This window comes from Pseudoduganella buxea (assembly GCF_009720835.1).
Classification (GTDB): domain Bacteria; phylum Pseudomonadota; class Gammaproteobacteria; order Burkholderiales; family Burkholderiaceae_D; genus Rugamonas; species Rugamonas buxea.
Window position 1 is genome coordinate 22319 of record NZ_WNKZ01000057.1, and the last position, 18220, is coordinate 40538.

Below are 18220 nucleotides of genomic sequence, written 5' to 3' on the forward strand. Positions count from 1 at the left end.
AGCCGCCAGCAACGCCGCCCGGTTCGCGCCGGGCGGCGTTTTTCATTGGGGCGCCGGCTTCAACTGGCGCACCAGCTGCCAGGCCATCGCACCCAGCACGGCCAGGCCTGCGGCCAAGCTTGCCCACAGCACGCCCTTGCGCGCCTGCGTCGACGCGACAGCCTGCCGTGCCTCGCTGGTTACCGGCGCAGCAGCCGCCCTGGCCTCCTCGGGTCCTGGCGACACCTGCTCGGCCGTCTGCAGTTCGACGGCCGACAGGCCGGGCGCCACCTGCGCGATGTCGCGCGCGGCCGGCGCCGCGCCGTCGCGCCCGTAGGCCAAGGTATAAGGGCCATGGCCGTTGGCGAGGAAGACCAGGGTCGCTGGCGCCCAGCCCAGGCGCAGCGCGGGCCGGCTGTCGCTGGGCGCGAGCGCGCGCAACACCCAGTGCGCCCGGTGCATCGGCGCGACCGACAGATCGCCGGAGCGGCGTTCGCGCCCGCCCTGCTCGATGCGGTAGAAGGTGGCACGCAGCGCCGGCTGGAACCGCCAAGTGCTGCCGCGACCGGCCTTGACCGCCGGCAGCTCGGCATAGCTGCCCAGCTCTACGGGCAGGCTGACATTGCGCTCGGCGAACTCCAGGCCGATGCGCTGCACGGGAATGGCGGGGGCGGACGCATACAGCAGTTCGCCCGGATTCCTGCCGGTGCTGGCCGGTAGAATCAGCGTCTCCAATGGCGCCGGCTGGGCCGTCGTCTGCACGGTGTCGGCACCAATGGCGGCGAACCGGATCGGCTGGCCCTCCAGCCAGCGGATGCGCGCATAGCGGAACTGCTGCGGCGCGAATGCGATGCGGTCCGCCGCCAGCGCCGCGCCATCGCCGCTGACCATCCAGCTGACGTGGCTCTCGGCCAGCTCACGCCACGCCTTCAGGTCGTCGCTGGCTTCGACGCACAGGCGCGCATCGTAGCGTGGCGTCCCGGGCGGCAAGGTAAGGCGCAGCTGGTTGACGCTGCTGCCCGGAGCGGCCGCGCGCATGTCCAGCACCAGGGCCGACAGGGCGTCGCCCTCGCGTGGCGCGGCGCGCGTGCCGACCGACACGAGGGCGCCGTCTGGCGTGCGGCGGATCTCGACGGCCGTCACCGGGCTGGTGTCTTCCGCCGCGCCATACACGGGAAACACGCGCACCGGCACCGTCGCCCGGCTGGCCTGGGACACCTCGGCCGGCGGACGGAGCGCGAACGGCAGCAGCATGCCACGGCTGTCGAACACGCGCAGGTCGTGCAGAGCGGGCGAGCGGGCATGCAGGTAGACGCTGCGGGGCAGCCGGTATTGCACCACCGCCTCGCGGCCGCTGGTCGTCAAGGTTTGCCGCCAAGCGTAGTCGCGGGCCTCGTCGGCGCGGGCCGGCGTCAACGCCAGCCAGGCCAGGGCAATGGCCAGGAAGCGCTTCATGCGGCCTCCCCTGGGAGCCTGGCACGTGCCGGCTGGTCGGTCGGGAACGGCGCCAGGTAGCCGATCGCCAGCATCAGCAGGCCAACGCCGAGGAAGGAGACAATGCGCTCCATGCTGCCGCTGCCGTCCAGGTCGACAAGGAACAGCTTGGCCACCACGGCTCCCAGCATCGCGGCGCCGGCCAGCCACGGGCCGCGCCGAAGGCGCGCCGCCGCGAAGCACATCAGTACCAGCGCCGACAGCGCCCACGTCAGCGACAGCATGGCCTGCACGGTGCGCGAAGCCAGCAGCACTTGGGCCTCGTACGGCAGGTCCAGCACGTGGGAGGCTGTGCGCAACAGCATCAGGTTCAGCCACGCGAACACGCCCAGGCCGCCCAGCCAGCGCAGGCGGGCCTGCCAGTGCGCCGTCATGGCCATGGCTCCGCCGCTGCCGGCATGGGCCACGACCAGGGCGGCGGCAAAGGCGCTGGCCAGGTCGACGGGATTGAGCAGCGGCAGGTAGGGCAGCGGTGTCATGCCGCCGTCCTGGAACAGGTTCCACAACACGACGCGCCAGACGCACCACGCCGTCCCCAGCGGCAGCAGCGCCTTGGCATACCATACGCGGAACGGCGCCACCGGCCAGCCGTCGCGCCGCACGGCGCCCAGCAGCCAGGCGATCACGCCCATCTGCAACCACAGGGGCAGGCACTGGGCCCACAAGGTACCGGCCTCCCAGCCGGCCTGCAGCAGCAGGGCCTGGTATTGATCGGGGCCAGCCAGCCAGCGCAGGACCAGCGCATAGCCGGCCGGCCAGATCATCAACCACGGACCGGCGCAGCGCAGCAAGTGGATGGCCAGGTGGGCCGGCGCAGGCAGGCGCCAGCCCTGGTCGTGGGAGCCCTCTTCGTTCCAGCGCATCAGCAGGTATTCGCCGGTCGCCAGCATCGCCGCCAGGGCGCCCCACTCCACCGGCGCGGGCAGTTGGCCCTGATAGAGAAGGACCAGCATTTCGGGCAGCACGAGGGCCAGTTGCACCCAGGTGGCCACCCCCAGCCAGCGCAGCTGCGGCCACACCAGCCGGCGCGCGCACCAGCAGGCCAGCAGCGAGGAGGCGGCGACGCAGATGCCGTAGGCGGGCCAGTTGCGCGACCATGGCATCAGCCCGGCATCGCGGCCACCGGTCACGTCGGCCAGCATCACCGCGCCCACGTTCAGCAGCTCGCCGAACCACCACACGGCGCCCCAGGCCAGCATCAGATTGGACGACGAAAGCGCTATCGGCGAGTCGTCGCGCTGCAGGCGCCATGCGCTGAACAGTGCGGCAGCGGTGATCAGAACGACAGCCACGGCCGGCTGCGGTGCCGCGGCATCCGCGCCCCACTGCCAGTTGCCCACCATCTGCACGAAGACGATGGCGCCCGCGAACAGCTGGATCGCCGTGCCCATGGGCCGGGTCGTCACCATGCCGATACGGCGACCGACCACCGCCACCAGCACGGCCAGCAGCATGGCCGTGGCGGCCAACAGGTCCAGGCGCAGCGTGCCGAACGTGCGCACGTCGATCTCTACCCACATGGCCGCCAGTACGGTACCCACCGCCAGCCACTGACACAACATGCTCGCGGTATCGAAGCCGCGCCCCGGCAGGCGCGCATGCGCTTCCTGGAAACGCCATGCCACGATGCCGGCGCTGGCCGCCAGCAGCAGGAAACCGAGCCATAGCTGCGCATGCTGGCGCGCCGGGGGCGACAGCGCGTCGAAGGTTCCCAGGAAGGCTGCCCACGCACCCACCTGCACGGCCAGTCCGAAGGTCCAGGTGGCCGCGCGGCCGTGGCGCAGGCCGATCCAGACGATGGCTGCACCTTCGGCCGCCCACGCCGCCGACGTCCATCGCCCGTCCAGAGCCAGCGGCACGACGATGGTCCCCAGCAGCACGCCCATGGCCAGCCAGGACTCCACCAGCTGGCGGAAGTGCTCGCCGCGGCGGCGCCACAGGGCCAGCGCCAGCGCCGTGTAATAGATGCCGCCACCGAGCGACGACAGCGCGGCGCCGAAGGGCATGTCGCGCACCAGCAGGTACTGCAGGGTGGCGCCGACCAGCGGCGTGCCGAACACCAGCGTGCCATCGATATAGGGGCGACGCCGCTCGTGCCGGCGCAGCGCATAGGCCAGCGAAATGCCGGTATAGAACAGCACGAACAGCAGCAGGAACAGCTGCACCGAGAGGTAGTGGCCCGCGACATAGCTGCGCGCCGCCCACGCCGTGCCGACGCCGAAGGTGAACGCGAAGCCGACCAGGTTCAGCACGCGCCAGGCGCGCCTGAGCGCGATGACGAGGATGCCGGCGTTGAGCAAGGCGTAGTAGGAGAACAGCGCCACATGGCTGCCCGACCCGGTGGACGTCAGCACGGGCGCCATGAAGCCGCCGGCGATGCCGAACAGGGCCAGCCAGACGGCGTTCTGCAGCACCGCCAGCAGGCAGGTGAAGGCGGTCAGCACGAACAGCAACGCGAAGGTGACGCCCGCAGGCATCAGGCCGTAGAGCCGGAAGGCGCCGAAGGTGAGCAGCATCAGGATGCCGATGGCGGCGCCCTGCACGGGCAGGCCGATGCCGCGCCGCTTGACGCGGATGCGCCACCCCCAGCGTAGCAAGGCGATATCGACTGCGGCGATGGCGGCGATGCGCAGTTCGATGGGAATGTCGACGTGGCCGGCCACGTATTTGAGCAGGAAGCCGACGCCGATCAACAGGATGACGAGTCCCAGCTTGGCGACCAGGTTGCCGGTGAACAGCCAGCGCCGCAGGGCACCGCCCCAGACAGTGGCCGGGTTGCCGCCGCGGGCCGGCATGGCAGGCGGCGCGGCGGGCGCGACAGGTTTCGGTACGGGAGTGGATTCGGTCGGCATGGCCACCGCCGGTTCGGCTGGCGCTGCCACCGCTGGGCCGGGTTCGGGCGAAAACCCGTGTTCGGCCTCGAGCACCCGTTCGAGCTCGGGGTCGAACTCGGGCTGGAATTCAGGCCCGGGTTCGGGCCCGGACTCAGGCGCGACCTCAGGCCCGAAGGCAGCCTCGGGCGGGGCAGCCTGTGACTCCAGCGCTGGCCCGGGCGGCACGCCCGCCAGCGCATTGACGCGGACGTGCAGCTCGTCGACAGCCTGGCGCATCGATGCCACCTGGCGTTCCAGCCCGAGTACCCGGGCACGGGTCGCCTTGGCGATCTTGCGCGCGCCCATGGTCATGACAAACAGGGTCAGTAGTACGGCGAATAACAGGATACTGTCCACGCAAGCCCCTCATCGTTCCAGTCGGGAAACGGCAATGCTAAGGGTTCGCGTGGGCGCAGTTCTGCGTTGCCGCAGGAGACGGCGCAATAAAGACCTTGCCCGGGTCGCCGGGCAATGGGGGGATCAGTAAAGTTCGCCGGACGCGGGCGGCGGTGGGGATTGCACCGGCGCGCCGGGCTGCTGCCGGTTCGGCTCGCCACGCTGCAAGACCACCGTCAAGGTCTGTGGATAGTCGAAACCGGCACCCGTCTGGCGGTCGACCAGTTGGCCGGCACCGGCCGTCAGCAGGATATTGCCCCAGCGCGAGGCATTCTGGCGCGGGCCGATCTGGTCGAAGGCCCAGACCTGCTCCTTGCGGCAATCGACCGTCAGCGGCTTCGTGCTCTTGCGGATCTGGACTCTTCCCGGCGACGTGACGAACCAGCGCCCGGCATCGTTGGACAGCACGCAACCGATCCCGGCCACCTGCTGGTGGTCGAGAACGGTCAGGACCATCACGTATTGCTCACTGCTTTCCGTCATCGTCGCGCAAGCACCCAGCGTTGCCGAGGCAAGCAAGGCAACGACGATGGCATGCGGCCGTGCGTTGCCTGTCGCGGGAAGCGCACGGCGCCGCAAGGCCCGGACGAGCGCCGCCACGCGGACATGCAGGCACATGCCGGCAGCGGGCGTCAGGCGGAAAGCCATGCGGTGCGGTCAGTCGCCGCTTTGGGACTTCTGCTTCTGCTTCAGTCCCTGGATCACGTTCAGGATATCTTCCATGGCCGTGTTGCCATTCAGGCCGGAGAACGCGTCGATGACTTCGTTCAACACAGCCGTGCGGACTTCCGCCTCGTCGCCCGCCATCGTTGGCGCTCGCTGGACGCCGTTGCGGGCGCCCGCGGCCTTTTCACCGGCTTCCTTGGCGGCCGCCTTGCGGGCGGCCGGCGTCTTGCCGTGTTCCAGCGCCGCCTGCCAGATCAGCCAGCGGCGCTGCGTTTCGTACACCAGATACTCTTCCGGTTTATCTTCGCGGCGCCGTACGATATGGCCGTCCCGCTGTGCCCATGCTTCGAATGCAGATCGCATTTTCTTCCTTTACAAATGCTTTGCACGTTAATTCGACTATTTCCTTATGGTACCACCTATTTACACACGACAACATGTCTTGGCAGTATTATTTTGCTCGACAGTTACGGTGCAACATGCGTATGGAAATCGTTCGATGCCGAACAACGTAAGTATATTGCGCTTTTGGGCGAACGTTCATCGAATTTTAGTGCTATTTTGATAACCCCGAGACATAATCGGCAATTATTTTCACGGATGTGGCATTTTGCAACAGAAATTGCGCCTGAGAGAGCTGCTTTATTTTAAATTCAATGCTATTTTGCAAATTCATTGTCGCATATTGTATTCGGTTTAAGCAACTTGTAACACCTGTCAAATCCTGTAATATGCGTGCCGCGTGTGCCCCACTGTCGACCCGAGGAATCCCATGAAGCTAGTGACCTGGAATGTGAACTCCCTGAACGTGCGCCTGCCCCACCTGCTGCGCTGGCTGGAGGAAAATCCCGTGGACGTCGTGTGCATCCAGGAGACCAAGCTGACGGACGATAAATTCCCCGTCGCCGCCATCGAGGCGGCCGGTTACCAGGTGGCGTTTTCCGGCCAGAAGACCTATAACGGCGTGGCCATCCTGTCGCGCCTGCCGATGACGGACGTGGTACGCAACAACCCACTGTATCCGGACGCGCAGCAGCGCATCCTGGCCGCCACCATCGACGGCATCCGCGTCGTGTGCGCCTATGTGCCGAACGGCCAGGCCGTCGATTCGGACAAGTATGTATACAAGCTGGGCTGGATGGCGTCGCTGCGCGAGTGGCTGGCCGGCGAACTGGCGGCCCATCCGCAACTGGCCGTGCTGGGCGACTACAACGTGGCACCGGAAGACCGCGACGTGCACGATCCGGCCGCGTGGGAAGGCGAAGTGCATGTATCGCCGCCCGAACGGGCCGCCTTCCAGGCCCTGCTGGACCTGGGCCTGGCGGACGCCTACCGCCTGTTCGAGCAGCCGGAGAAGAGCTACAGCTGGTGGGACTACCGCATGCTGCGCTTCCAGAAGAACCAGGGCCTGCGCATCGATCACATCCTGCTGTCGCCGCCGCTGGTGGCGCGCTGCACGGCCTGCACCATCGACCGCGCGCCGCGCAAGTGGCAGCAGCCTTCCGACCACACGCCCGTCATCGCCACCCTGGCGGCGGCATGAGAATCGTCGAGCGCCGTCAGCTGCGCTCGAGCAGCTTCTGCGCGTTCGCCGCCGGTACCGGCTGCGAGAACAGATAGCCCTGGGCGAACTGGCAGCCCTGCCGTTGCAGCAGGTAGTAATGCCCTTCCGTCTCGACGCCTTCGGCCACCACCGACAACTGCAGGCTGTCCGACAGCGCGATGATGGCGGCCACGATGGCGCGGTCTTCGGCGCTGTCCTCCAGATCCTTGATGAAGGCGCGGTCGATCTTGATCTTCTTGACGGGGAAGCGCTTCAGGTAGGCCAGGCTGGAGTAACCCGTGCCGAAATCGTCGATCGACAGGCGGATACCCATCGCATTGATCTGGCCCAGGATTTCCAGCGTCTGTTCGCCGTGCTGCATCAGCGCCGTTTCCGTAATCTCGAATTCCAGCATGGACGGCTCGATGCCCGTCTCGTCGAGGATGGCGCGGATCGACGGCACCAGGCCCTGGTGCATGAACTGGCGCGGCGACAGGTTGACGGCCAGCGGCACGGGGCGCAGGCCCTGGCGCTTCCACTCCATGCTCTGCTCGCACGCACGCCGGATCACCCATTCGCCGATCGGCACGATCAGGCCGTTCTCCTCGATGATGGGGATGAACATGTCCGGCATGACGAGGCCCGTGACGGGGCGGCGCCAGCGCAGCAGCACTTCCAGCGAATGCAGCTTGCGCGTGGCGATATTGACGATGGGCTGGAAGTGCAGCTCGAACTGCTGCAGTGCCAGCGCGCCGCGCAGGCTGCTCTCCAGCTCGAAGTGGGCCGCCGCCTGGTTCATGTTCTGCGTGAAAAACTGGTAGTTGTTGCGCCCGGCCGACTTGGCGTGGTACATGGCCGCGTCGGCATGGCGCATCAGGGTCTCGACATCCTGGCCGTCGTCCGGGTACACGCATATGCCCATGGACGGCGTCACGTGCAGGCTGTGGCCGTCCAGCGGGAACGGCAGCGCCAGCGCATCGATGATCTTCTGCGCCACCTGGGCCGCCTCGTCGTTGTTGCGCAGGCCCGGCAGCAGCACGACGAATTCGTCGCCGCCCTGGCGCGCCACGGTGTCGCTGGCGCGCACGGCCCGGCACAGGCGCCCCGCCACTTCCTTCAGCAGCGCATCGCCCGTCAGGTGACCCAGCGAATCGTTGATGGTCTTGAAGCGGTCCAGGTCGAGGAACATCACGGCCAGGCTGCGCCCGGAGCGCTGCGCCGTCAGCATGGCGCGGTCGAGCCGGTCGGCCAGCAGCGCGCGGTTCGGCAGGCCCGTCAGGCTGTCGTGGTAGGCCATGTGGTGCACGCGCGCCTCGGCCTGGCGCCGCTCCACGATCTCGGCCTGCAGCATGGCATTGGCGCCGGCCAGTTCGGCCGTGCGTTCCAGTACCCGCACTTCCAGCTCGTCGCGCGCGCGGCGCACCGCGTCGCCCGCCGCGCGCCGCGCCGTCACGTCATCGATCATCCACACGCTGCGGCCCTTCGGCTGCGACCAGTCGAACGGCCGGCCCGACAGGCGCGCCCAGAAGCGGCTGCCGTCGCGCCGCATCAGCTGGTGTTCCGATGAGCTGACACGCCCGGCCCGGAAGTCGGCCGCCGTCTCGCGCCGCGCCGCGTCCCACGCCTCGGCGTCCGGATACAGCTGGCGGATCGGAACGCCCGTCATCTCGCCCGGGCCATAGCCGAACAGCTCGCCCATCTTGCGGTTGCTGCGCAGGTTGCAGCCCCACTCGACGACGGCGATGCCCAGCACGGCGCTGTCGAGGATGGCCTGGTTTTCCAGCAGCGCGTTGCGCAGCGATTCCTCCGCCAGCTTCTGCTCCGTGCGGTCCTCGGCAATCCAGATCGTGCCCTGGGTCGGGTCGCCCGGATTGACGACATAGCCGATCAGCTGGGCCCAGAAGGTGGTGTCGTCGTTGCGCCGCATCTCCACCTCGGTCTGGAAGGGTCGCGCGTTCGCCAGCAGCGGCGTGGCCAGCGCGCCCAGCGCCGCGTAGGCCTCGGCACTCGGGTACAGGGCCGCCGCCGGCATGCCTATGCATTCGTCGTCGCGGTAGCGGAACATCTCCAGGAAGCCCCGGTTGCAGCGGGTGATCTGGCGGTTGCGCGTGAACAGGATGCTGATCGACGCATTCGTCATCAGGGCCTCGACATCCATCTGCATCTCGCGCGACTGCGTCACGTCCTCCAGGATCCAGATGGTGCCGCCCTCGTTGGTCTCGTGATCGACGGCCTTGGCCCGCACGTGGCACCAGAACAGCGAACCGTCCTTGCGCTGGAAGCGGCACTCCTTCATCTCGAAGGGTTGGCCGGCGGCCAGCACGGGCCCGGCCTCGCGTCCGAAGGCCTGGTACACCTCGACCGAGGGGAACACGGCACCCGAGTGCATGCCGACCATTTCGCCCGGCGCGAAGCCGAACATCTCGGCCATGCGCGGATTGCAGCTCAACATGCGCTGGTTTTTCGTGAACAGGATGCCGACCGACGCATTGTCCAGGATGGCCTTCTGCTCGAGCAGCAGCTGGCGCGTGGCCTCGCTGGCGGCGCGCTGCTCGCTGATGTCCTCGACGATCCACACCATGCCCTCGGCCTCGTCGGACGGGTCGATCAGGCGGCCGTAGCAGCGCGTCCAGAACAGCTGGCCGTCACGCCGCTTCATCTGCACGTCCAGGGTGACGGACTGGCCCTGGGCCAGCACGGGCACCCAGCGTTCGCGCCGGGCGCGGAACTCGGCCGGGTCGGGATACAGCAGCACGCTGGGCGCGCCTTCGAGTTCATGGCGCTGGTAGCCGAACATCTCGGCCGCGCGCAGATTGCATTCATGGATGAAATCGAGCTTGCTGAAGATGATGCCGACGGCCGCGTTCTCCAGGATGGCCTGCTGCTCCACCAGTGCCTTGCGCAGCGCACGCTGGTCGCGCTGGACGGCGCTGATATCGTGCAGCAGCACGGTGGCGCCGCGCTGCGTCGGCACCTGTCCGAACGCGCCCGGTTGCGCGGCGCAATACGGCTTGACGGTGATCTGCACGGGCACGTAGGTGCCATCGGTGCGCGCCACGCAGCTTTCCCACGCGGCCGGGCGGCTGCCGGCCAGCGCCGCGGCCAGGGTCACCACGCTGTCGCTGCGCACATGGCGGGCAAACAGCCTGGCCAGCGGCTGGCCGCACGGGTCCTCGCCCAGCAGCGCGGCCAGCTCGCCGTTGGCCGCCGACAGCACGCCGTCGCCGTCGCAGGCGCACGCAGGCATGCCGATCAGTTGCAAGGCATCGGCAATCAGGTCGGCAGGGCTGGAAACGGGGATCATTGTCGGAAAGGGGGAAATGATTGCTGCCATGAAGTAACAAAAAGGGCCTTGCGATCATAAACCAGCCACGTGGCGATAGCCATGCCGCGCACCGAAACGGGGCGCCGGCCGGGCATCGAAACAACAGATCGGGACCCGAACCGTGGCCGGAAAGGCAAAAGGGACGGCAGCGCCGTCCCTTTCCTTGTCTTCGATGTAACTGCCTGGCAGGGCGACCAGGGCATCGCCGATTTATTGCTGGTGCATGAGATTCGTCTTGAAAAACGTGCCCGGCAAGACGCAAATGCCCTGTCATACCGGGGGGTATGACAGGGCATTTGTGGCGCAGCTGGGCGCATTTTCTCAGGGCGGAGATCGCCGCCATGGATACATCAGCGGTTCCCTATAAGGCGTCGCCCGGCACCCGCACCCAGCCTTCCATCAGCACGCGCGCGCTGCGGCTCATGATGGCCTTCGTCACCTGCCACTGGCCGTCCACCAGGGTGGCTTCGGCGCCGACGCGCAAGGTGCCGGACGGGTGGCCGAAGCGCACCGCCGTGCGCGAGCCGCCACCCGCGGCCAGGTTCACCAGCGTGCCCGGAATGGCGGCGGCCGTGCCGATGGCCACTGCCGCCGTGCCCATCATCGCGTGGTGCAGCTTGCCCATCGACAGGGCCCGCACCAGCAGGTCGACGTCGTCCGCCCCCACCTGCTTGCCGCTGGAAGAGACGTAGGGCGCGGCCGGCGCCACGAAGGCCACCTTCGGCGTGTGCTGGCGCCGCGCCGCCTCGTCCACATGGGCGATCAGGCCCATGCGCACGGCGCCGTGGGCCCGGATAGTCTCGAAGCGCGCCAGCGCCTGCGGGTCGCCGTTGATGGCTTCCTGCAGCTCCGTGCCCGTGTAGCCCAGCGCTTCGGCCTCGATGAAGATGGTGGGTATGCCGGCGTTGATCATCGTCGCCCGCAAGGTGCCGATGCCGGGCACGTCCAGCTCGTCGACCAGGTTCCCGGTCGGGAACATGGCGCCGCCACCGCCCTCCTCTTCCGCAGCCGGGTCCATGAATTCGAGCTGCACTTCGGCGGCCGGGAAGGTCACGCCATCGAGTTCGAATGCGCCCGTTTCCTGCACCGCGCCGTCCGTCATCGGCACGTGGGCGATGATCGTCTTGCCGATATTGGCCTGCCAGATGCGCACGACGCAGATGCCGTCGCGCGGCACGCGGCTCGCTTCCACCAGGCCGCCGGCAATGGCGAAGGCGCCCACCGCCGCCGACAGGTTGCCGCAATTGCCGCTCCAGTCGACGAAGGCCTTGTCGATCGACACCTGGCCGAACAGGTAATCGACGTCATGGCCCGGGCGGCTGCTCGGCGCCAGGATCACCGTCTTGCTGGTGCTGGAGGTAGCGCCGCCCATGCCGTCGATCTGCTTGCCGTACGGGTCCGGGCTGCCGATCACGCGCAGCAGCAGCGCGTCGCGCGCCGCTCCCGGCACCTGGGCCGCTTCCGGCAGGTCCTGCACCCGGAAGAACACGCCCTTGCTGGTGCCGCCGCGCATATAGGTGGCGGGAATCCTGATCTGGGGTGCGTGCGTCGTCATGCGGCCTCGCTGGCGGTCGGGATCACGGTGGCGGCCAGGAAGTCCTGGGCGAAGCGCTGCAGCACGCCGCCCGCCTCGTAGATGGCCAGTTCCTCGGCCGTGTCGAGCCGGCACTGCACCGGCACCGTCAGGCTTTCGCCGTTGGCGCGGTGGATCACCAGGGTCAAGGTGGCGCGCGGCTTGCGTTCGCCCACCACGTCATAGGTCTCGCTGCCGTCCAGGCCCAGGGTGATGCGGTTGATGCCGCCCGTGAACTCCAGCGGCAGCACGCCCATGCCGACCAGGTTGGTGCGGTGGATGCGCTCGAAGCCTTCGGCCACGATGGCTTCCACGCCGGCCAGGCGCACGCCCTTGGCGGCCCAGTCGCGCGACGAGCCCTGGCCGTAGTCGGCGCCGGCGATGACGATCAGGGGCTGGCCCCGTTCCATGTACGTCTCGATGGCTTCCCACATGCGCGTGATGGTGCCTTCCGGTTCGATACGGGCCAGCGAGCCGGCCTTGACCTGGCCGTCCACCACCACCATCTCGTTCTTCAACGTGGGGTTGGCGAAGGTGGCGCGCTGCGCCGTCAGGTGGTCGCCCCGGTGCGTGGCGTAGGAATTGAAGTCCTCTTCCGGCAGGCCCATCTTCGCCAGGTACTCGCCGGCGGCCGAATCGAGCATGATGGCGTTCGACGGCGACAGGTGGTCCGTCGTGATGTTGTCGCCCAGGATGGCCAGCGGGCGCATGCCGTGCAGGGTGCGTTCGCCGGCCAGCGCGCCCTCCCAGTACGGCGGACGGCGGATATAGGTGCTCGGCGCGCGCCAGTCGTACAGCGGGCTGACGGCCGCGCCGTCATTCGCCCCTTCCGTGCGCGCGAACATGGGGATGTACACCTTGCGGAACTGTTCCGGCTTGACGGCGGCGGCGACGATGGCATCGATCTCCTCGTCGCTGGGCCACAGGTCCTGCAGGCGGATCGGTTTGCCGGCGGCGTCCAGGCCCAGCACGTCCTTCTCGATATCGAAGCGGATCGTACCGGCAATGGCGTAGGCCACCACCAGCGGCGGCGAAGCCAGGAAGGCCTGCTGCGCATACGGGTGGATGCGGCCATCGAAGTTGCGGTTGCCCGACAGGACGGCCGTGGCGTACAGCTTGCGCTCGACGATCTCCTGCTGGATGGCCGGGTCGAGGGCGCCGGACATGCCGTTGCACGAGGTGCAGGCATAGGCCACGACGCCGAAGCCCAGCGCTTCCAGTTCCGGCAGAAGGCCCGCCTCCTCCAGGTACAGGGTGACGGCTTTCGAGCCGGGCGCCAGCGAGGACTTGACCCACGGCTTGCGCAACAGGCCGTGGCGGTTGGCATTACGGGCCAGCAGGCCCGCCGCGATCATGTTGCGGGGGTTGTTCGTGTTGGTGCAGCTGGTGATGGCCGCGATGATGACGGCGCCGTCCGGCATCAGGCCCGGCTCGTTTTCCACCACGCCGCTGATGCCGCGCGCGGCCAGCTCGGAGGTGGGCACGCGCTTGTGCGGGTTCGACGGGCCGGCGATATTGCGCACGACCGTGGACAGGTCGAACGTCAGCACGCGTTCGTACTCGACGTTCTTCAGGCTGTCGGACCACAGGCCCGCTTCCTTCGCGTACAGCTCGACCAGGGCCACCAGCTCGTCGTCGCGCCCCGTCAGGCGCAGGTAGCGGATGGTCTGCTCGTCGATCGAGAACATGGCCGCCGTGGCGCCGAATTCGGGCGCCATGTTGGAGATGGTGGCGCGGTCGCCCAGGGTCAGCGCGGCGGCGCCCTCGCCGAAGAACTCCAGCCAGGCCGACACGACCTTCTGCTTGCGCAGGAACTCCGTCAGCGCCAGCACGGTGTCGGTGGCCGTGATGCCCGGACCCGGGCGGCCCGTCAGCTCGACGCCGACGATGTCCGGCAGGCGCATCCACGAAGCCCGGCCCAGCATCACGGTTTCCGCTTCCAGCCCGCCCACGCCGATGGCGATGACGCCCAGCGCGTCCACCATCGGCGTATGCGAATCGGTGCCGACCAGGGTGTCCGGATAGGCCACGCCGTCGGCCACCTGCACCACCGGCGACATGCGCTCCAGGTTGATCTGGTGCAGGATACCGTTCCCCGGCGGGATCACGTCGACATTGCGGAAGGCTTTCTTCGTCCACTCGATGAAGTGGAAGCGGTCCTCGTTGCGGCGGTCCTCGATGGCGCGGTTCTTGGCGAAGGCATCGGGATCGAAGCCGCCGCATTCGACGGCCAGCGAGTGGTCCACCACCAGCTGGGTCGGCACGACGGGATTGACGAGGGACGGGTCGCCGCCCTGCGCGGCGATGGCGTCGCGCAGGCCGGCCAGGTCGACCAGGGCCGTCTGGCCCAGGATGTCGTGGCAGACCACGCGGGCCGGGAACCACGGGAAGTCCAGGTCCTGCCGGCGTTCGATCAGCTGCTGCAGCGAAGCCGTCAGCATCGTCGCGTCGCAGCGCCGGCACAGGTTCTCGGCCAGCACGCGGGCCGTGTAGGGCAGCTTGTCATATGCGCCCGCTTCGATCGCCTCGACGGCGGCACGCGCGTCGAAGAAATCCAGGGTGGTACCGGGCAGGTTGCGGCGGTACGCGCTGTTCATTGGGATGGTCACTTGTAGGCCTCTGTTGCTTGGCTCAGCCGCGGTGCGCGATGGGCACGAATTCCAGGTCTTCCGGGCCGACATAGTTGGCGCTCGGGCGGATGATCTTGTTGTCGATACGCTGCTCGATGACGTGCGCGGCCCAGCCGGACGTGCGCGAGATGACGAACAGCGGCGTGAACATGGCAGTGGGCACGCCCATCATGTGGTACGACACGGCCGAGAACCAGTCCAGGTTGGGGAACATCTTCTTGATGTCCCACATCACCGTTTCCAGTCGCTCGGCGATGTCGAACATCTTCATCGAACCGGCATCGCGCGACAGGTTGCGCGCCACTTCCTTGATGACCTTGTTGCGCGGGTCGGCGATGGTGTAGACAGGGTGGCCGAAGCCGATGACGACTTCCTTGTTTGCCACGCGGGCGCGGATGTCGCTTTCGGCTTCGTCGGCGTTCTCGTAGCGCTTCTGGATTTCCAGCGCCACTTCGTTGGCGCCGCCGTGCTTCGGTCCGCGCAGCGCGCCGATGGCGCCCGTGATGGCCGAGTGGATGTCCGAGCCAGTGCCGGCGATGACGCGGGCCGTGAAGGTTGACGCGTTGAACTCGTGTTCCGCGTACAGGATCAGCGACGTGTGCATGGCCTTGACCCAGCTGTCGGCCGGCTTGAAGCCGTGCAGCAGGTGCAGGAAGTGGCCGCCGATGGAATCGTCGTCCGTCTCCACCTCGATGCGGCGGCCGTTATGGCTGTAGTGGTACCAGTACAGCAGCATCGAACCGAAGGACGCCATCAGGCGGTCGGCGATGTCGCGCGCACCGGCCACATTGTGGTCGTCCTTTTCCGGCAGCGCGCAACCCAGCGCCGACACCCCCGTGCGCATCACGTCCATCGGGTGGGCGCCGGCCGGCAGCGCTTCCAGCGCCGCCTTGACGGACTGCGGCAGGCCGCGCAGGGATTTCAGCTTGGCCTTGTAGCCGCGCAGTTCCGCGCTGGTGGGCAGCTTGCCGTGCACCAGCAGGAAGGCGATTTCCTCGAACTCGCAGCTGTCGGCCACGTCCAGGATGTCGTAGCCGCGGTAGTGCAGATCGTTGCCCGTCTTGCCCACGCTGCACAGGGCCGTATTGCCCGCCGCGACGCCCGACAGGGCCACGGATTTTTTCGGTTTGAAGGTGATGTCGTTCATGGTGTCTCCTGATTGCCCTTAGTTTTTCTTCGCCTGGAACAGCGCGTCCAGCTTCTGCTCGAATTCATGGTAGTTGATGCGCTCGTACAGCTCGGCGCGGGTCTGCATCGTGTCGAGCACGTTCTTCTGGGTGCCGTCGCGGCGGATCGCGCCATACACGTTCTCGGCCGCCTTGTTCATCGCCCGGAAGGCCGACAGCGGGTACAGCACCAGGCCCACGTCGGCCGTCTTCAGTTCCTCCACCGTGAACAGCGGGGTCGAGCCGAATTCCGTGATGTTGGCCAGCACAGGGACTTTCACCGCGTTGGCGAACTGCTTGTACATGGCCAGTTCCGTCATCGCTTCGGGGAAGATCATGTCGGCGCCCGCCTCGACGCAGGCAATGGCCCGGTCGATGGCGGCGTCCAGGCCTTCCACGGCCAGCGCGTCGGTACGGGCCATGATGACGAAGTTCTCATCCGTGCGCGCGTCGACGGCGGCCTTGATGCGGTCCACCATCTCGGCCTTGCTGACGATCTCCTTGCCGGGCCGGTGGCCGCAGCGCTTGGCGCCGACCTGATCCTCGATATGCAGGGCACCGGCACCGGCCTTGATCAGCGACTTGACCGTGCGCGCCACGTTGAAGGCGGAAGCGCCGAACCCGGTATCGACGTCGACCAGCAAGGGCAGCTCGCACACATCCGTGATGCGGCGCACGTCCACCAGCACGTCGTCCAGGTTCGAGATGCCCAGGTCCGGCAGGCCCAGCGAGCCGGCCGCGACGCCGCCGCCGGACAGGTAGATGGCACGAAACCCGGCACGCTGCGCTAGCAGCGCATGGTTGGCGTTGATGGCACCGACCACCTGCAGCGGCGACTCTTCCTGGACGGCCTTGCGGAACGCGGCGCCAGCGGAAAATTGACTCATGATGACCTTTCAGCGAATGGAAATAGACAGGTCGGTACAGCAATCGCCATGCCAGGCATGTCAGGCGTGCAGAATCAAGCACTTGCAACGTTTCAGTCATTGTACTGGCGTTTCACTGTGAAACGTTGAAACGCTGCTGCACTATAATATGAAACATGGCCCATCCCCTGCCCCTGCCGTCCGACCAGGACAAACCCGTCATCTGGACCGTGTCCGTCTCGCGCCTGGCCGAGCTGCTGCGCGACATCACCGTGGAATACGACGCACTGGCCACCATCGAGCCCATCAACCTGGGCTTCGACGACGCCGTGCGCCATATCCGCGAGCGCCTGGCCACGGAGCGCTGCGACGCCGTCATCTCGGCCGGCTCGAACGCGGCCTACCTGAAAAGCCGGCTGCCCGTGCCCGTCGTCGTGGCCAAGGCCAGCGGCTTCGACATGATGCAGGCGCTGGCCCGGGCCAAACAGGCCGCAGGGCCCAAGGCGCCCCGCATCGGCGTCGTCTCCTACCAGGCCCCGGTCGCCGAGCTGGCGCAGTTCGCCGCCACGTTCGAGCTCGATATCGTCCAGCGCACCTATGCGACCGAGCAGGATGCCCGGGCCCAGATCCACGAACTGAAGGCGGCCGGCGTGCGCGCCGTTGTCGGCGCGGGCCTGATCACCGACCTGGCCGAGGAAGCGGGCCTGGACGGCGTATTCGTGTATTCGGCCGCGTCGATCCGCCAGGCCTTCGACGACGCGCTGGAAATCGCCCGCCTGGGGCGGCTGGAGTCGGGCCGCCACCGCGTGCGCGCGGGCGCCGTGCCCGATACGCTGCGGGCCCGCCACGGCGTGACGGACCTGCGCGGCGACTCGGCCGCGATGGACAAGGTGCGCCAGGCCGTCGTGCTGTATGCCCGCTCGAACGCGACGGTGCTGATCCAGGGGGAAACAGGCACCGGCAAGGAGCTGGTGGCCCAGGCCATCCACCGCGACAGCCGCCTGGCCGGCAACCGCCCCTTCGTTGCCGTCAACTGCGGCGCCATCGCCGAGTCGCTGCTCGAATCGGAACTGTTCGGCCACGAGGAAGGCGCGTTCACGGGCGCGCGGCGGGGCGGCCATGCCGGCCTGTTCGAGGCGGCCAACCACGGCACCCTGTTCCTCGACGAGATCGGCGAGATGCCGCTGGCGCTGCAAACGCGCCTGCTGCGGGTGCTGGAGGAACGGGAAGTGGTGCGGGTCGGCGGCACGCGTCCGATTCCCGTCAGCCTGCGCATCGTCAGCGCCACCCACTGCGACCTGGAAGCGCGCGTGCGCGACGGCCGTTTCCGGGCCGATCTTTTCTACCGGCTGGCCGTGCTGCGCCTGGCCCTGCCGCCGCTGCGCGCACGGCAGGACGATATCGTGCCGCTGGCCGAATGGTCGCTGCGCAATGCGCTGGCGGCACTGGGCGCGCGTGCCCACCCGAACCTGGCGGCCGAACTGGCGGCCTGCGCGCCGCTCTTGCGCCGCCATGCATGGCCCGGCAACGTGCGCGAGCTGCGCAACCTGGCCGAGCGGCTGGCACTGTTCCTGGCCGCCGAGCCCCTGCAGGCCCTGACCCCCGCCTTCATGCTCGACGTGGCGCCGGAACTGGCGGGCGCGCCGGACGAAGCATCGGACCCGGCGGCGGCGCTGGAAAGCGCCACGGCCGTGCTGCGGCGTTTCGGC

General features: G+C 67.9%; 12 protein-coding genes. 3 read left to right on the forward strand and 9 right to left on the reverse strand.

The annotated features are described in order from the left end of the window. Positions 1-42: 42 nt before the first annotated feature. The 4 genes from GM672_RS18165 to GM672_RS18180 all read right to left on the reverse strand — a co-directional run bounded on the left by GM672_RS18165 (position 43) and on the right by GM672_RS18180 (position 5771). Positions 43-1434 carry a DUF3999 family protein gene (locus GM672_RS18165; protein ID WP_155471946.1) on the reverse strand — a complete coding sequence of 464 codons (1392 nt, stop codon included), beginning with the start codon at positions 1432-1434 and terminating at the stop codon, positions 43-45. Continuing rightward, positions 1431-4703: a DUF2339 domain-containing protein gene (locus GM672_RS18170; protein WP_229427770.1), complete on the reverse strand. Its 3273-nt coding sequence runs from the start codon at positions 4701-4703 to the stop codon at positions 1431-1433. The genes GM672_RS18165 and GM672_RS18170 overlap by 4 nt, the downstream gene beginning before the upstream one ends. 123 nt (positions 4704-4826) lie before the next feature. Further along, positions 4827-5390, reverse strand: coding sequence for a hypothetical protein (locus tag GM672_RS28960; RefSeq protein WP_188916062.1), 564 nt, complete (start codon positions 5388-5390; stop codon positions 4827-4829). A gap of 9 nt (positions 5391-5399) precedes the next feature. Then, on the reverse strand, positions 5400-5771 hold the full coding sequence (locus tag GM672_RS18180; protein WP_155471947.1) for a phiTE_015 family protein: 372 nt from the start codon (positions 5769-5771) through the stop codon (positions 5400-5402). Positions 5772-6180: 409 nt separating this feature from the next. On the opposite strand from GM672_RS18180, the gene GM672_RS18185 reads away from it, so the two are divergent. Continuing rightward, positions 6181-6951 (forward strand): exodeoxyribonuclease III, encoded by a 771-nt coding sequence (locus GM672_RS18185; protein WP_155471948.1) that lies wholly within the window; start codon positions 6181-6183, stop codon positions 6949-6951. A 16-nt stretch (positions 6952-6967) separates the two neighbouring features. On the opposite strand, the gene GM672_RS18190 is transcribed toward GM672_RS18185, so the two are convergent. Then, positions 6968-10285: a bifunctional diguanylate cyclase/phosphodiesterase gene (locus GM672_RS18190; RefSeq protein WP_229417801.1), complete on the reverse strand. Its 3318-nt coding sequence runs from the start codon at positions 10283-10285 to the stop codon at positions 6968-6970. 51 nt (positions 10286-10336) lie between these two features. Here GM672_RS18190 and GM672_RS18195 point away from each other — a divergent pair, with 51 nt between their 5' ends. Next, complete coding sequence (locus tag GM672_RS18195; RefSeq protein ID WP_155471949.1) at positions 10337-10564, forward strand: hypothetical protein; 228 nt, start codon at positions 10337-10339, stop codon at positions 10562-10564. Between the two features lie 73 nt (positions 10565-10637). Here GM672_RS18195 and prpF read toward each other — a convergent pair whose 3' ends face one another. Genes prpF through prpB form a run of 4 tightly spaced genes read right to left on the reverse strand, consistent with a single transcriptional unit; the run spans position 10638 to position 16532 of the window. Then, positions 10638-11831 (reverse strand): 2-methylaconitate cis-trans isomerase PrpF, encoded by a 1194-nt coding sequence (gene prpF, locus GM672_RS18200; protein ID WP_155471950.1) that lies wholly within the window; start codon positions 11829-11831, stop codon positions 10638-10640. Beyond that, positions 11828-14446 carry a Fe/S-dependent 2-methylisocitrate dehydratase AcnD gene (gene acnD / locus GM672_RS18205; protein ID WP_155471951.1) on the reverse strand — a complete coding sequence of 873 codons (2619 nt, stop codon included), beginning with the start codon at positions 14444-14446 and terminating at the stop codon, positions 11828-11830. Before acnD ends, prpF begins: the two co-directional genes overlap by 4 nt. Positions 14447-14480: 34 nt before the next feature. Continuing rightward, complete coding sequence (gene prpC, locus GM672_RS18210; RefSeq protein ID WP_155471952.1) at positions 14481-15626, reverse strand: bifunctional 2-methylcitrate synthase/citrate synthase; 1146 nt, start codon at positions 15624-15626, stop codon at positions 14481-14483. 18 nt (positions 15627-15644) lie between these two features. Continuing rightward, a complete protein-coding gene (gene prpB / locus GM672_RS18215; RefSeq protein WP_155471953.1) occupies positions 15645-16532 on the reverse strand; it encodes a methylisocitrate lyase in 888 nt (295 codons plus the stop codon). Between the two features lie 155 nt (positions 16533-16687). Between prpB and prpR the strand changes: the two genes are divergently transcribed. Next, the coding region (prpR, locus tag GM672_RS18220; protein ID WP_155471954.1) for a propionate catabolism operon regulatory protein PrpR at positions 16688-18220 on the forward strand (1533 nt) is incomplete at its 3' end.

What these genes read in the sequence shown, in the direction of transcription:
- GM672_RS18165 (WP_155471946.1), bottom strand. Translation starts at nt 1,434, where the DNA reads ATGAAGCGCTTCCTGGCCATTGCCCTGGCCTGGCTGGCGTTGACGCCG.
- GM672_RS28960 (WP_188916062.1), bottom strand. Translation starts at nt 5,390, where the DNA reads ATGGCTTTCCGCCTGACGCCCGCTGCCGGCATGTGCCTGCATGTCCGC.
- GM672_RS18180 (WP_155471947.1), bottom strand. Translation starts at nt 5,771, where the DNA reads ATGCGATCTGCATTCGAAGCATGGGCACAGCGGGACGGCCATATCGTA.
- GM672_RS18185 (WP_155471948.1), top strand. Translation starts at nt 6,181, where the DNA reads ATGAAGCTAGTGACCTGGAATGTGAACTCCCTGAACGTGCGCCTGCCC.
- GM672_RS18190 (WP_229417801.1), bottom strand. Translation starts at nt 10,285, where the DNA reads ATGGCAGCAATCATTTCCCCCTTTCCGACAATGATCCCCGTTTCCAGC.
- GM672_RS18195 (WP_155471949.1), top strand. Translation starts at nt 10,337, where the DNA reads ATGCCGCGCACCGAAACGGGGCGCCGGCCGGGCATCGAAACAACAGAT.
- prpF (WP_155471950.1), bottom strand. Translation starts at nt 11,831, where the DNA reads ATGACGACGCACGCACCCCAGATCAGGATTCCCGCCACCTATATGCGC.
- acnD (WP_155471951.1), bottom strand. Translation starts at nt 14,446, where the DNA reads ATGAACAGCGCGTACCGCCGCAACCTGCCCGGTACCACCCTGGATTTC.
- prpC (WP_155471952.1), bottom strand. Translation starts at nt 15,626, where the DNA reads ATGAACGACATCACCTTCAAACCGAAAAAATCCGTGGCCCTGTCGGGC.
- prpB (WP_155471953.1), bottom strand. Translation starts at nt 16,532, where the DNA reads ATGAGTCAATTTTCCGCTGGCGCCGCGTTCCGCAAGGCCGTCCAGGAA.